Source organism: Pseudomonas sp. TWI923, assembly GCF_039673365.1.
GTDB classification, from domain to species: domain Bacteria; phylum Pseudomonadota; class Gammaproteobacteria; order Pseudomonadales; family Pseudomonadaceae; genus Aquipseudomonas; species Aquipseudomonas sichuanensis.
Genome location: NZ_JBDJLM010000001.1, coordinates 165,334 through 179,197, shown reverse-complemented (window position 1 = coordinate 179,197; position 13,864 = coordinate 165,334). Strand labels below are relative to the sequence as shown.

General features: G+C 63.8%; 16 protein-coding genes. 13 read left to right on the top strand and 3 right to left on the bottom strand.

Features of this window, described 5'->3' with window-relative positions; genetic code table 11:
* Positions 1–18: 18 nt before the first annotated feature.
* Entirely contained in the window at positions 19–549 is a 531-nt protein-coding gene (locus tag ABE459_RS00810) for an RNA polymerase factor sigma-70 (protein ID WP_125464919.1), read from the top strand.
* A 98-nt stretch (positions 550–647) separates the two neighbouring features.
* Here ABE459_RS00810 and ABE459_RS00805 read toward each other — a convergent pair whose 3' ends face one another.
* Positions 648–1,658 (bottom strand): GNAT family N-acetyltransferase, encoded by a 1,011-nt coding sequence (locus ABE459_RS00805; protein ID WP_323828239.1) that lies wholly within the window; start codon positions 1,656–1,658, stop codon positions 648–650.
* Between the two features lie 63 nt (positions 1,659–1,721).
* Positions 1,722–2,483 carry an ABC transporter substrate-binding protein gene (locus ABE459_RS00800; RefSeq protein ID WP_223811940.1) on the bottom strand — a complete coding sequence of 254 codons (762 nt, stop codon included), beginning with the start codon at positions 2,481–2,483 and terminating at the stop codon, positions 1,722–1,724.
* 217 nt (positions 2,484–2,700) lie between these two features.
* On the opposite strand from ABE459_RS00800, the gene ABE459_RS00795 reads away from it, so the two are divergent.
* Positions 2,701–3,252: an exonuclease domain-containing protein gene (locus ABE459_RS00795; protein WP_125464922.1), complete on the top strand. Its 552-nt coding sequence runs from the start codon at positions 2,701–2,703 to the stop codon at positions 3,250–3,252.
* Between the two features lie 73 nt (positions 3,253–3,325).
* The gene (locus ABE459_RS00790; RefSeq protein WP_110994027.1) at positions 3,326–3,610 is read left to right on the top strand and encodes a pyrimidine/purine nucleoside phosphorylase; all 285 of its coding nucleotides are present in this window, start codon (positions 3,326–3,328) and stop codon (positions 3,608–3,610) included.
* 213 nt (positions 3,611–3,823) lie between these two features.
* Here the strand turns inward: ABE459_RS00790 and ABE459_RS00785 are convergent, their stop codons facing one another.
* Complete coding sequence (locus ABE459_RS00785; protein WP_323828242.1) at positions 3,824–4,516, bottom strand: alpha/beta family hydrolase; 693 nt, start codon at positions 4,514–4,516, stop codon at positions 3,824–3,826.
* 49 nt (positions 4,517–4,565) lie between these two features.
* Here ABE459_RS00785 and ccoN (ABE459_RS00780) point away from each other — a divergent pair, with 49 nt between their 5' ends.
* The 10 genes from ccoN (ABE459_RS00780) to ABE459_RS00735 all read left to right on the top strand — a co-directional run bounded on the left by ccoN (ABE459_RS00780) (position 4,566) and on the right by ABE459_RS00735 (position 13,751).
* On the top strand, positions 4,566–5,990 hold the full coding sequence (gene ccoN, locus ABE459_RS00780) for a cytochrome-c oxidase, cbb3-type subunit I (protein WP_110994029.1): 1,425 nt from the start codon (positions 4,566–4,568) through the stop codon (positions 5,988–5,990).
* A gap of 13 nt (positions 5,991–6,003) precedes the next feature.
* Positions 6,004–6,612, top strand: a complete 609-nt coding sequence (ccoO, locus tag ABE459_RS00775; protein WP_110994030.1) for a cytochrome-c oxidase, cbb3-type subunit II — start codon at positions 6,004–6,006, stop codon at positions 6,610–6,612.
* A 5-nt stretch (positions 6,613–6,617) separates the two neighbouring features.
* Positions 6,618–6,809, top strand: a complete 192-nt coding sequence (locus ABE459_RS00770) for a cbb3-type cytochrome c oxidase subunit 3 (protein WP_110994031.1) — start codon at positions 6,618–6,620, stop codon at positions 6,807–6,809.
* Entirely contained in the window at positions 6,806–7,747 is a 942-nt protein-coding gene (ccoP, locus tag ABE459_RS00765) for a cytochrome-c oxidase, cbb3-type subunit III (protein ID WP_125464924.1), read from the top strand. The genes ABE459_RS00770 and ccoP (ABE459_RS00765) overlap by 4 nt, the downstream gene beginning before the upstream one ends.
* Before the next feature lie 496 nt (positions 7,748–8,243).
* The gene (gene ccoN / locus ABE459_RS00760; protein ID WP_125464925.1) at positions 8,244–9,686 is read left to right on the top strand and encodes a cytochrome-c oxidase, cbb3-type subunit I; all 1,443 of its coding nucleotides are present in this window, start codon (positions 8,244–8,246) and stop codon (positions 9,684–9,686) included.
* Positions 9,686–10,294 carry a cytochrome-c oxidase, cbb3-type subunit II gene (gene ccoO / locus ABE459_RS00755; RefSeq protein WP_110994033.1) on the top strand — a complete coding sequence of 203 codons (609 nt, stop codon included), beginning with the start codon at positions 9,686–9,688 and terminating at the stop codon, positions 10,292–10,294. The genes ccoN (ABE459_RS00760) and ccoO (ABE459_RS00755) overlap by 1 nt, the downstream gene beginning before the upstream one ends.
* 5 nt (positions 10,295–10,299) lie before the next feature.
* A complete protein-coding gene (locus tag ABE459_RS00750; RefSeq protein WP_110994041.1) occupies positions 10,300–10,500 on the top strand; it encodes a cbb3-type cytochrome c oxidase subunit 3 in 201 nt (66 codons plus the stop codon).
* Complete coding sequence (gene ccoP / locus ABE459_RS00745; RefSeq protein WP_323828247.1) at positions 10,497–11,477, top strand: cytochrome-c oxidase, cbb3-type subunit III; 981 nt, start codon at positions 10,497–10,499, stop codon at positions 11,475–11,477. The genes ABE459_RS00750 and ccoP (ABE459_RS00745) overlap by 4 nt, the downstream gene beginning before the upstream one ends.
* A gap of 312 nt (positions 11,478–11,789) precedes the next feature.
* Positions 11,790–13,205 (top strand): cytochrome c oxidase accessory protein CcoG, encoded by a 1,416-nt coding sequence (gene ccoG / locus ABE459_RS00740; protein ID WP_125464927.1) that lies wholly within the window; start codon positions 11,790–11,792, stop codon positions 13,203–13,205.
* An 18-nt stretch (positions 13,206–13,223) separates the two neighbouring features.
* Positions 13,224–13,751 carry a FixH family protein gene (locus ABE459_RS00735; RefSeq protein ID WP_258704831.1) on the top strand — a complete coding sequence of 176 codons (528 nt, stop codon included), beginning with the start codon at positions 13,224–13,226 and terminating at the stop codon, positions 13,749–13,751.
* Positions 13,752–13,864: the final 113 nt, after the last annotated feature.

Genomic DNA, 13,864 nt, shown 5'->3' with positions numbered 1-13,864 from the left:
AGACAAGGTGAAAATTCCATGGCGGAACAACTGTCCACAAGTAAGTGCGATTCACCGCTGCTCCAGGCGTTCGTCGACAACCGCAGCATCCTGGTCAAGATCGCCGCGCGCATCACTGGCTGCCGTTCGCGCGCCGAGGATGTGGTGCAGGACGCGTTCTTCCGGCTCAGCGCCGCGCCGCAGATCACCTCTTCGTTCAAGGCCCAGCTCAGCTACCTGTTCCAGATCGTGCGCAACCTGGCCATCGACCACTACCGCAAGCAGGCCATGGAGCTGAAGTACTCCGGCAGCGAGGAGGAAGGGCTGAACGTGGTCATCCAGAACGCCTCGCCCGAAGCCACGCACATCAACCTGGCCACCCTCGAACACATTGCCGAAGCGCTCAACGAACTGCCCCAGCGCACCCGTTACGCCTTCGAGATGTACCGCTTGCATGGCGTGCCGCAGAAGGACATCGCCAAGGAACTGGGAGTGTCGCCGACGCTGGTCAACTTCATGATCCGCGATGCCCTGATCCATTGCCGCAAGAGCAGCCTCAAAAGCAGCTGAAAGCTTCGAGCTGCAAGCTGCAAGAAGTAGCCGGACGTCGATCCGCTCTTCTCTTGCAGCTTGCAGCTTGAGCCGCAGGCGGCTTGTGGCTTGAGCCGCTAGGCGAGCCTGCAGCGCTCGAAGAACCGCTCCCGCCCCAGGATCATCAACGCCGCCCGCTTGTGCGGGAAATCGAACTCTTTCTCGCAGTGGAAGCACTGGTCGTGCATGTAGCCGATCATCTTGCCGTTGTCGGCACGCGGCTCGGCCACCACCCGCTGGGTGCGCGGGTCGTCGAGGAACAGGTAGTGCACCAGCGCCGACAACCAGCTGGCGACCTTGTGCGGGCCGCGATGCGTCTCTTCGCCCACCAGCATGTGGATGCCACGGTCGTAGTCGTCGGCCGGGTAGAACGGCGCGATGCGATCTTCCTTGGCCCAGTACGCCTCGAAATAGGCGAACGGCTCGTCGTCGAAGCAACCGATCAGGGTCAGGGTGTGCGGGTCCTGTTCAAGCTTGGTCAGGTACTCGCGGTGCTGCTCGAGCGAGCCGCCCTCCTGCCAGAACTGCTCCACGCGCGGGTTGTTCTGCCAGCGGTTGAAGCGTTCCAGGTCCTGGCCGATTTCCAGGGTGCGCAACGAAACCCAGGCCCCCAGACGCGCATCGAAGCGCCGGTACACCTCACCCCGTGGCTTGGGCGCCCGGCGCGGGTGACGCTTGCCATTGCTCAACTGCATCTGCTGCGGATAGACCCCGGCCAGCGACTCGCCGAGCCACGGCTGGGGCAGTTGCCAGAACAATGTGCGTTCGCACAGGTAACGCCCCGGCGCCTGGTCGGGCAGCAACAGGCCACTGGCGACGGCTTGCGGGATCGGTTGCGGCAGGTGCCAGGCCAGGCGTTGGCAGGCCGGGTCGCGTGACAGCAGCCAGTAGCAGGCGGCCCACAGGGCCTGCTCGGGGCGCTCGGGGCAAATCTGTTGCAGGTGCGCTTCAAGGGTCTCGCCCGGTACCAGGCGCAGGCTGATGAAGGGGCGCCCTTCCAGGGTCAGGCTCAGGCGACAATCGCCTTCGTCGGCCTGCAGGCTGCGCCAGCGGGGCGCGCAAGGGGGCGTAGCGGCATCGAACGGCATGTCAGGGCTCACAGGAAATGAAAGAAAGGCTCACTCCTGAAAACGTCCTCATGCCCCGGCAATTTAGTCGTGAGGCGCTTCGACCGTGATCTTGTAGGGTTTGAAGATACGCAACAGCTCACCGTTTTCGCGCAGCCGGCGCAGCAGCCCGGTAAAGTTTTCCGGGCTTATCGGCGCATCCGGGCGCAGCAGTGCGTAGTGGTGGTAGACCTGGTCGACCCGCTGCGAGGCCAGCAGTTGGCTGACGCTGGACGGGTTGCGCTTGAGGAAGTCGCTCAGGTACGAGCGAGTGACCAGGGCGATGTCGGCCCGGCCGCGCTCGACCATGGACAGGTTGCTGTCGTGGGAGTAGGTCAGGGTCGCCTGATAGCGTTGCCTGAGCAGCACCGGGTCGGGCTCGAAGTCGGCGAAGGCATAGTGGTAGCCGTTGAACAACGCCAGGCGCTTGCCGTGCAGATCATCGAAATACTGCTGGTCACGCCCCGGCTGTTGGCGCGTGACGAAGATCTCGGCATCTTCCAGCCCCATGTCCACGGTGCTGTGCGCGATCCCCTGCCACCCCCACTGCGGGTTTTCGAAAATCGCCATGTCGGTGCGGCCTTGCTGGAAATCGCCAAAGCGCCGGGGAATCGAGGTGGGCACGAGCACGAAGCGGTAGTCGTTCTGCAGCTCGTTCAATGCCTCCACCAGTTGTGGCAGCAGGCCAGTGTCAGCGCCCTGCTCGGGGCGCACGGTATAAGGCGGGAAATGCGCCGCGCCGATCTTCACCTCGACTGCCTCGCCCGCCCACGCCGCCGCCGTCAGCGACAGTGCGGCGAACAACAGCACAGAGCAGGAGAGCTTGAGGCTGGGCAGAGGGATCAAGTCGAGACACTCGTCACGGATAGTGGCCTGGATGCGCTTAAGCTAGGCGTTTTCCCAGGCGGGCACAACCGCCGGATATGCCAAAGTGCCAGGGGATGTCGCGCGCGCGGACATTGGCTACCCTCTAGGGGCCCGCGCGTGAGGACGCGGGCTACCGCGTATAGATAGGGAGCCTGGCATGGGCCACTGGTTGGTGATCGACCTGGAAGCCACCACCGACGACGGCGGCTGGCCGGTCACGGAGATGGAAATCATAGAAATCGGCGCGAGCCTGGTCACCCGTGAGGGGCGCGAGGTCGACCATTTCCAGCGCTTCGTACGGCCCCGGCGGCGGCCACAGCTGACGCCGTTCTGCCGCGAGCTGACCCATATAAGCCAGGCCGATGTCGACGGCGCCGAGCCCTTCAGCGCGGTGTGGGGCGCGTTCGAGCGCTGGCTGGGTGACCACCAGGCGCAGTTGCAGGCCTGGGTCAGCTGGGGCGACTACGACCGCAAGCAATTGCTGCAGGAGTGGCAACTGCATCACCAGCGCAGCCTGCTCGAACAACTGCCGCACATCAACCTCAAGCAGCGCTTCGCCAAGGCCCGCCACCTGCAGCGGCCAGCGGGGCTCAACAGCGCCTTGCAACTGGCCGGGCTGCAGTTCAGCGGCCAGCAGCATCGCGCGCTGGAAGACGCGCGCAATACTGCCCGGCTACTGCCGTTGAGCCTGCCGCTGGGCGGTGCCTGAAACAGATGACGCAAGGGCGGGCCTTGGGCATACTGGCCAGCCCTTTTTTCATCCCCTTTTTCAGGAGTCGCCCATGTTCAAGGTCAATGAGTACTTCGATGGCACCGTCAAGTCGATCGCCTTCGAAAGCAGCGAAGGTCCGGCTACCGTTGGCGTGATGGCCCCGGGCGAATACGAGTTCGGCACCGCCAAGCGCGAAATCATGCACGTGGTTTCCGGTGCGCTGATCGTCAAGCTGCCAGGCAGCGAGAACTGGGAAACCTTCAACGCCGGCGACAAGTTCAATGTTGCCGCCGACAGCAAGTTCCAACTGCAGGTGAAGGTCGATACCGCCTACCTGTGCGAGTACCGCGACTAAGCTGACGCCCTCATCGCGGGGCAAGCCCGCTCCCACGTGGGAGCAACTGCCTGGCGCAGCTTTCTGTAGGAGCGGCCTTGTGTCGCGAAAGGGCTGCGCAGCAGCCCCGGCGATTTTTGTTGCGCAGCTGAAAACTGGGGCCGCTACGCGGCCCCTTCGCGACACAAGGCCGCTCCCACAAAGGCAACGTGGGAGCGGGCTTGCCCCGCGATTTCAATCCCGCAGGAACCCCGCCACCTTTTGGGCAGCCGCCTGCAGATGCTGCGCATGGCTGAACCCCGAAGCCTTCAGCGGCTTAAGATCATGGTCCGCCGCCACCAGCCAGCTCACTTCAATCGCTGGCGATAGTTCATATCCCTGCACCGCTTCCCGATTGCCCAGGGCATCACGCTCCCCCTGGACGATCAGCGTGCGCGTGCGCAGCCCGGCCAGGTGCTCGACGCGGGGCTTGTGCGGCTTGCCCACGGCATAGAACGGATAGCCCAGGCACACCAGCGCATCGGCACCGAGTTCGTCCGCCAGCAGGCTGGCCATGCGCCCGCCCATGGACTTGCCACCGACGGCCAGAGGCCCCGCGACCAAAGGTCGCACCTGGCTGTATACATCGCGCCAGCAGTCGAGCAGAACTTTCTGCGGATTGGGCGGGCGCCGGCCACCGTCGACACGCCGCTGGGCCATGTACGGAAACTCGAAGCGCACCACCCCTACCCCAAGCCCTGCCAGCCTTTGCGCCATGTCGTCCATGAACCCGCTGTCCATCGGCGCACCCGCGCCGTGGGCCAGGATCAGCCAGCTGTTTTGCCCGCTTTCGCCGGTGATTCGCGGAGGATCGCAGCGCAAGCCTGGGGCATTTGCAATCTGCGCCCATTGATCCCCGTCAATACCGGCACTTTGCCCATTAATCATGCTTGCCTCGCTGTCTAGCCTGCCTATAACCGTGGATGGGAACCCATACATGAACACAACCAGCAGTACCGCCTACAACTATCAGGTGGTCCGCCAATTCGCCATCATGACGGTGGTGTGGGGCATCGTCGGGATGGGGCTCGGCGTCTTCATTGCCGCCCAGCTCGCCTGGCCCGCCCTTAACCTTGACCTGCCGTGGACCAGCTTCGGCCGCCTGCGACCCTTGCACACCAACGCGGTGATCTTCGCCTTCGGCGGCTGTGCCCTGTTCGCCACCTCGTATTATTCGGTGCAACGCACCTGCCAGACCACCCTGTTCGCACCGCGGCTGGCCGCGTTCACGTTCTGGGGCTGGCAATTGGTGATCCTGCTGGCGGCGATCAGCCTGCCGCTGGGCTACACCAGCTCGAAAGAGTACGCCGAACTGGAATGGCCGATCGACATCCTGATCACCATCGTCTGGGTCGCCTACGCCGTGGTGTTCTTCGGCACGCTGATGAAGCGCAACACCAAGCACATCTACGTGGGCAACTGGTTCTTCGGCGCGTTCATCCTCACCGTGGCGCTGCTGCACATCGTCAACAACCTGGAGCTGCCGGTCAGCCTGACCAAGTCGTACTCGGTGTACGCCGGGGCCACCGACGCCATGGTGCAATGGTGGTACGGCCACAACGCCGTGGGCTTCTTCCTCACCGCCGGCTTCCTCGGGATGATGTACTACTACGTGCCCAAGCAGGCCGAGCGCCCGGTGTATTCGTATCGCCTGTCGATCGTGCACTTCTGGGCGCTGATCACCCTGTACATCTGGGCCGGCCCGCACCACCTGCACTACACCGCGCTGCCGGACTGGGCGCAGTCGCTGGGCATGATCATGTCGCTGATCCTGCTGGCGCCGAGCTGGGGCGGGATGATCAACGGCATGATGACCCTGTCGGGGGCCTGGCATAAGCTGCGCAGCGACCCGATCCTGCGTTTTTTGGTGGTGTCGCTGGCGTTCTACGGCATGTCCACCTTCGAAGGCCCGATGATGGCCATCAAGACGGTCAACGCCCTCTCCCACTACACCGACTGGACCATCGGCCACGTACACGCCGGCGCCCTCGGCTGGGTGGCGATGATTTCCATCGGCGCGCTGTACCACACCATCCCCAAAGTGTTCGGCAAGGAACGCATGTACAGCCTCGGGCTGATCAACGCGCACTTCTGGCTGGCGACCATCGGCACCGTGCTGTACATCGCCTCGATGTGGGTCAACGGCATCGCCCAGGGCCTGATGTGGCGCGCGGTCAACAGCGACGGCACGCTCACCTACTCGTTCGTGGAAACCCTGGTGGCCAGCCACCCAGGCTTCGTCGTGCGCTTCGTCGGTGGCGCGATCTTCCTCAGCGGCATGTTCCTGATGGCCTGGAACACCTGGCGCACGGTGCGTTCGCCAAGCGTTGTGGAAGCCCCTGCCAACGCCCAGCTGGCTTGAGGAGTAGAGCCTGATGAAACATGAAGTCGTTGAGAAAAACATAGGCCTGATGGCGCTGCTGATGGTGTTCGCCGTCAGCATCGGTGGCCTGACCCAGATCGTCCCGCTGTTTTTCCAGGACGTCACCAACAAGCCGGTGGAGGGCATGAAGCCTTACACCGCCTTGCAGCTCGAAGGCCGCGATATCTATATCCGCGAAGGCTGCGTGGGTTGCCACTCGCAGATGATCCGCCCGTTCCGCGCCGAGACCGAGCGCTACGGCCACTACTCGGTGGCCGGCGAAAGCGTGTGGGACCACCCGTTCCTGTGGGGCTCCAAGCGTACCGGCCCGGACCTCGCCCGCGTGGGTGGCCGCTACTCCGATGACTGGCACCGCGCGCACCTGTACAACCCGCGCAACGTGGTACCGGAGTCGAAGATGCCGTCCTACCCCTGGCTGGTGGCGACCCAGGTCGACAACAGCCACACCGACGTCAAGCTGCGCACCCTGCGCACCCTCGGCGTGCCGTACACCGACGACGACATCGCCGGGGCCCGCGACGCAGTCAAGGGCAAGACCGAGATGGACGCGCTGGTCGCCTACCTGCAGGTGCTTGGCACCTCGATCAAGAACAAGAGGTGAGTGCGATGGAAATGGACATCGGCATGATCCGTGGCCTGGGCACCCTGGTGGTGATGATCGCCTTCATCGGCCTGTCGCTCTGGGTGTTCAACCGTCGCCGCGACCGTGATTTCGCCGAAGCGCGCCTGCTGCCCTTCGTCGACGACCGCCTGCCCCCTGCCGGGCAGGAACCCGCCATGAGGAGTAATGGGCAATGACCACCTTCTGGAGTACGTATATCAGCGTACTGACCATCGGCAGCCTGATCGGCCTGACCTGGCTGCTGCTCGGCACCCGCAAGGGCCAGAGCAGCGACACCACCGACCAGACCATGGGCCACAGCTTCGATGGCATCGAGGAGTACGACAACCCGCTGCCCAAGTGGTGGTTCTGGCTGTTCGTCGGCACCCTGGTGTTCTCGGTGGGCTACCTGATCCTGTACCCGGGCCTGGGTAACTGGAAAGGCATCCTGCCCGGCTACGAGAACGGCTGGACCGGCGTCGACGAGTGGAAAAGAGAGATGGAAAAGGCCGACGCCAAGTTCGGCCCGATCTTCGCCAAGTACGCCGCCATGCCAGTGGAAGAAGTGGCCAAGGACCCGCAAGCGCTGAAGATGGGCAGCCGGCTGTTCGCCTCCAACTGCTCGGTGTGCCACGGTTCGGACGCCAAGGGCTCCTACGGCTTCCCCAACCTGACCGACAAGGACTGGCGCTGGGGCGGCGAGCCGGAAACCATCAAGGCCTCGATCATGAACGGCCGGCACGGCGTGATGCCGGGTTGGGCCACGGTGATCGGCGAGCAGGGCGTGGCCGATGTGGCCGCCTACGTGCTGACCGGCCTGGACGGGCGCAGCCTGCCAGCGGAAGCCAAGGCCGACCCGGTCAAGGGCAAGGAGATCTTCGCCACCACCTGCGTCGCCTGCCACGGGCCGGAAGGCAAAGGTACCCCGGCGATGGGCGCACCTGACCTGACCCATCCGCAGGCGTTCATCTACGGCTCGAGCTTCGCCCAGCTGCAGCAGACCATCCGTTACGGCCGTCAGGGCCAGATGCCGGCGCAGCAGGACATCCAGGGCAATGACAAGGTGCATCTGCTGGCGGCGTATGTGTACAGCCTGTCGCAGGATCAAGTGCCAGAAACCGTAACTGCCAAGTAACACCCTAGGGCCGCATCGCGGCCCTTTTCGCGGGCAAGCCCGCTCCCACAGGGTCAGCGCCCACCGTGTGGGAGCGGGCGTGCCCGCGAAGGGCTGCAAAGCAGCCCCCTCTGCTCCCCTCCCTTGCACCCCCTCCGAACGCAACTAAGCTTGTTGCCACAGTGGCCCCGCTCGCAGCAGCCGGAGCAGACGTGGTGCACAGCCTGACACCACGCAGCGATTCCAGCCTTGCGAGCCCGCGCTTTGGGATGATGCCTTGCGTGCCCGTCCCGGCAATAAAAGCTTGACCGATCGATCAGAAAAACATGGGAAACGGTACACATTACAAAGATTTATTTGTGTACAATCGTTCGAACCCCGACGCCACGGGACGGTGGCGAACAGGGTCTGGACACGGGTCGGCACCAGTCGCCTTGCATTGTAATAACCCTGGTGGTTATTGATACTGGCGCCGATTTACCAACCAACAAGAATACCCAAACCGTGGAACCTTAGAATGAGCACTGCAATCAGTCCGACTGCTTATAACTATAAGGTCGTCCGCCAGTTCGCCATCATGACGGTGGTCTGGGGGATCCTTGGCATGGGGCTTGGCGTCTTCATCGCCTCGCAACTGGTATGGCCCCAGCTCAACCTGGACCTGCCATGGACGAGCTTCGGCCGCCTGCGCCCACTGCACACCAACCTGGTGATCTTCGCCTTCGGTGGCTGTGCCCTGTTCGGCACCAGCTACTACGTGGTGCAGCGTACCTGCCAGACCCGCCTGATCTCCGACAGCATGGCCGCCTTCACCTTCTGGGGCTGGCAGGCGGTGATCGTCGGCGCGCTGATCACGCTGCCCATGGGCTTCACCACCACCAAGGAATACGCCGAGCTCGAGTGGCCGCTGGCGATCCTGCTGGCCATCGTCTGGGTGACCTACGGGCTGGTGTTCTTCGGCACCATCGTCAAGCGCAAGACCAAGCACATCTATGTCGGCAACTGGTTCTACGGCGCCTTCATCGTGGTCACCGCGATGCTGCACATCGTCAACCACATGTCGCTGCCGGTCAGCCTGTTCAAGTCGTACTCGGCCTACGCCGGCGCCACCGACGCGATGATCCAGTGGTGGTACGGCCACAACGCCGTGGGCTTCTTCCTAACCACCGGCTTCCTCGGGATGATGTACTACTTCGTGCCCAAGCAGGCCGAACGCCCGATCTACTCCTATCGCCTGTCCATCGTGCACTTCTGGGCACTGATCACCCTGTACATCTGGGCCGGCCCGCACCACCTGCACTACACCGCCCTGCCGGACTGGGCGCAGTCGCTGGGCATGGTGATGTCGATCATCCTCCTGGCACCGAGTTGGGGCGGCATGATCAACGGCATGATGACCCTGTCGGGGGCCTGGCATAAGCTGCGCACCGACCCGATCCTGCGCTTCTTGGTGGTGTCGCTGGCGTTCTACGGCATGTCCACCTTCGAAGGCCCGATGATGGCCATCAAGACGGTCAACTCGCTGTCCCACTACACCGACTGGACCATCGGCCACGTGCACGCCGGCGCCCTCGGCTGGGTGGCGATGATCTCGATCGGCGCGGTCTACCACATGATCCCCAAACTGTACGGCCGCGAGCAGATGCACAGCGTCGGCCTGATCAACGCGCACTTCTGGCTGGCGACCATCGGCACCGTGCTGTACATCGCCTCGATGTGGGTCAACGGCATCACCCAGGGCCTGATGTGGCGCGCCATCAACGACGACGGCACCCTGACCTATTCGTTCGTCGAAGCGCTGCAGGCCAGCCACCCGGGCTACATCGTCCGCGCCCTGGGCGGTGCGTTCTTCGCCTCGGGCATGCTGCTGATGGCCTACAACGTGTTCCGCACCGTTCGCGCGGCCAACCCGGTACAGGCTGAGGAAGCCGCCAAGATCGTCGTCGTGGGAGCCCACTGATGAAGCATGAAGCAGTCGAGAAGAACATTGGCCTGATGGCCTTCTTCATGGTCATCGCCGTCAGCGTCGGTGGCCTCACCCAGATCGTCCCGCTGTTCTTCCAGGACGTCACCAACAAGCCGGTCGAGGGCATGAAGCCGCGCACCGCGCTGGAAGTGGAAGGCCGCGATATCTACATCCGCGAAGGCTGCGTGGGTTGCCACTCGCAGATGATCCGCCCGTTCCGCGCCGAGACCGAACGCTACGGCCACTACTCGGTGGCCGGCGAAAGCGTGTGGGACCACCCGTTCCTGTGGGGCTCCAAGCGTACCGGCCCGGACCTCGCCCGCGTGGGTGGCCGCTATTCCGATGACTGGCACCGGGCGCACCTGTACAACCCGCGCAACGTGGTGCCGGAATCGAAGATGCCGTCCTACCCGTGGCTGGTCGAGAACAAGCTCGATGGCAAGGACACCGCCAAGAAACTGGAAGTCCTGCGCACCCTCGGCACGCCGTACACCGACGAAGACATCGCCGGTGCCCGCGACGCGGTCAAGGGCAAGACCGAGATGGACGCCCTGGTGGCGTACCTGCAAGGCCTTGGCACCCTCATCAAAAGCAAACGGTGACACTGATGGATATCGGGATGATTCGCGGCCTGGGCACCGTCGTGGTGCTGGTGGCTTTCGTGGGCCTGGCGCTGTGGGTGTTCAGCCCGCGGCGCAAAAAGGACTTCGACGAGGCCACGCAGTTGCCATTTGCGGACGACCCCGAGGCCACTCGCCACGTTGAGCACGCGAAAGCGCAAAAAGCTTCTGGGAGCAAACAACAATGACAACCTTCTGGAGTCTGTACGTCACCGTCCTGACCCTGGGCACCATCTTCGCCTTGAGCTGGCTGTTGCTGTCGACCCGCAAGGGCCAGCGCGAAGAGATCACCGACGAAACCGTCGGCCACGCCTTCGATGGCATCGAGGAGTACGACAACCCGCTGCCCAAATGGTGGTTCTGGCTGTTCGTCGGCACCGTCGTGTTCGCCCTCGGCTATCTGGTGCTGTACCCGGGCCTGGGCAACTGGAAAGGCATCCTGCCGGGGTACGCCTACGTCGATAACGACAAAAAGACCGAGTTCAGCAACGGCCAGCCAGGCTGGACCGGCGTGCACGAGTGGGAAAAGGAGATGGCCAAGGCCGACGCCCGCTTCGGGCCGATCTTCGCCAAGTTCGCCGCCATGCCGCTGGAGGAAGTGGCCAAGGACCCACAGGCGCTGAAGATGGGCGCGCGCCTGTTCGCCTCCAACTGCTCGGTGTGCCACGGCTCGGACGCCAAGGGCGCCTACGGCTTCCCCAACCTGACCGACAACGACTGGCGCTGGGGCGGTGAACCGGAAACCATCAAGACCACCATCATGGGCGGGCGCCACGGCGTGATGCCGGGCTGGACCACGGTGATCGGCGAACAGGGTGTGGCCGATGTGGCGGCGTTCGTGCTGACCAAACTCGACGGACGCACACTGCCCGAAGATGCCAAGGCCGACCCGGTCAAGGGCCAGCAGATCTTCGCCACCACCTGTGTGGCCTGCCATGGGCCCGAGGGCAAGGGCACCCCAGCCATGGGTGCGCCGAACCTGACCCACCCACAGGCGTTCATCTACGGCTCGAGCTTCGCCCAGCTGCAACAGACCATCCGCTACGGTCGCCAGGGCCAGATGCCGGCCCAGGAACAGTTGCAGGGCAACGACAAGGTGCACCTGCTGGCGGCGTATGTGTACAGCCTGTCGCAACAGGAGCAGGCACCGGCCAAGGCCGAGTAAGGCAGGCTTGGCCTCTTCGCGGGTAAACCCGCTCCCACAGGTCTCTCACCGGTTTCTGATGCGGTGCAGTACCTGTGGGAGCGGGTTTACCCGCGAAGAGGCCGGCGCATTTCCTGCCGCCTGAATGATCTGGATCAATTGACACTCGCCATATCACGATTCAAACCATCACCCAACGCGACTAAAGGTCGCAGTACGGCCCCGGCGCGCCAACACAGGCGTATCATGGGCCGCAGAGCGCCAGCAGAACGCGCGCGACTGCGGCCGGCAAGCACTGGCCGCGGCGTTTCTCCACTGCCGTGGGACTAGATGATGAGCAAGCAAATTCCGGTACATGACGTCACCCCGCCTGCCAGCAAAGGGAAGGATTCCGTCGACCTCTACGCATCACGCGAAAAAATCTACACCCGCGCCTTTACCGGCATTTTCCGCAGGCTGCGGATGGTCGGCGGCGCGGTGCTGTTCCTGCTGTATTTCGGCACCGTCTGGTTGAACTGGGGCGGCCACCAAGCCGTGTGGTGGAACCTGCCCGAGCGCAAGTTCTACATCTTCGGCGCCACGATCTGGCCGCAGGACTTCATCCTGCTCTCGGGCCTTCTGATCGTCGCGGCCTTCGGCCTGTTCTTCATCACCGTCTACGCCGGCCGCGTCTGGTGCGGCTATACCTGCCCGCAAAGCGTGTGGACCTGGGTGTTCATGTGGTGCGAAAAGGTCACCGAGGGTGACCGCAACCAACGCATGAAGCTGGACAAGGCGCCCATGAGCGGCAACAAGTTCCTGCGCAAGTTCGCCAAGCACAGCCTGTGGTTGCTGATCGGTTTTGTCACCGGCATGACCTTCGTCGGCTACTTCTCGCCGATCCGCGAGCTGGCCATCGAGTTCTTCACCGGGCAGGCCGACGGCTGGGCCTACTTCTGGGTCGGCTTCTTCACCCTGGCCACCTACGGCAACGCCGGCTGGCTGCGCGAGCAGGTGTGCGTGTACATGTGCCCCTACGCGCGCTTCCAGAGCGTGATGTTCGACAAGGACACCCTGATCGTCTCCTACGACCCGCGCCGTGGCGAAACCCGTGGCCCGCGCAAGAAGGACATCGACTACAAGGCCAAGGGCCTGGGCGACTGCATCGACTGCACCATGTGCGTACAGGTCTGCCCCACCGGCATCGACATCCGCGACGGCCTGCAGATCGAGTGCATCGGCTGCGCCGCCTGCATCGACGCCTGCGACAGCATCATGGACAAGATGAACTACCCCAAGGGCCTGATCAGCTACACCACCGAGCACAACCTGTCCGGGCAGAAAACCCACATGCTGCGCCCGCGCCTGATCGGCTACGCGTTGGTGCTGCTGGTGATGATCGGCGCCCTGACCACCGCCTTCGCCACCCGCTCGCTGGTCGGCTTCGACGTGGCCAAGGACCGGGTGCTGTACCGCGAGAACGCCCAGGGGCGGATCGAAAACGTGTACAGCCTGAAGGTGATGAACAAGGACCAGCGCGACCACGTCTATGTGCTGGATGCCGCCGGCCTGCCAGACTTGCGCCTGGAAGGCCACCGCGAGATCCGCGTGGCCGCCGGCGATATCGTCAGCCTGCCGGTGCAACTGTCGGTTGCCCCGGAGAAACTGCCCTCGACCACCAACGAAATCACCTTCATCCTCAAGGACGCCGACGACAGCGCCAGCCAGGTTGAAGCCAAGAGCCGCTTCATCGGCCCACAGATCCGCTGACTAGAGAGAACACAGACAATGCCTGCCGCCACCGCCGCCAGCCCCTGGTACAAGCACCTCTGGCCCTGGATCATCATCGGCATCCTGGCCACCTCGGTATGCCTGAGCCTGACCATGGTCAGCATTGCCGTGCGCAACCCGGACAACCTGGTCAACGACAACTATTACGAAGCCGGCAAGGGCATCAACCGCTCGCTGGACCGTGAACTGCTGGCCCAGACCCTCAACATCAAGGCCAGCATCCACCTGGACGAACTGACCGGTGAAGTGGACGTCCGCCTGACCGGCAACAGCGCCCCGCAGGCGCTGGAACTGAACCTGATTTCACCGACCCAGCCCAACAAGGACCGCAAGGTACAACTGGCACGCACCGAGCCGGGCCGCTATGTCGGCCAGCTGGATGACAAGGTCGACGGCCGGCGCTTCGTCGAGTTGCTCGGCAACCAGGATGACCATGTGTGGCGGCTGTTCGAAGAGGAGAAGGTGGAGCATGGCGTGACCTTGCAGTTGGGGGATGAGGCCATTCAAGGCGCCGAGCACCACTGACCGAACACCGCGCCCCTCGTGGGAGCGGGCTTGCCCCGCGACTGGGCCCGCCCTGGCAACAGCTTTGTCTGGACGGGCCCAGTCGCGGGGCAAGTCGCAGCGGCGCACCGCCG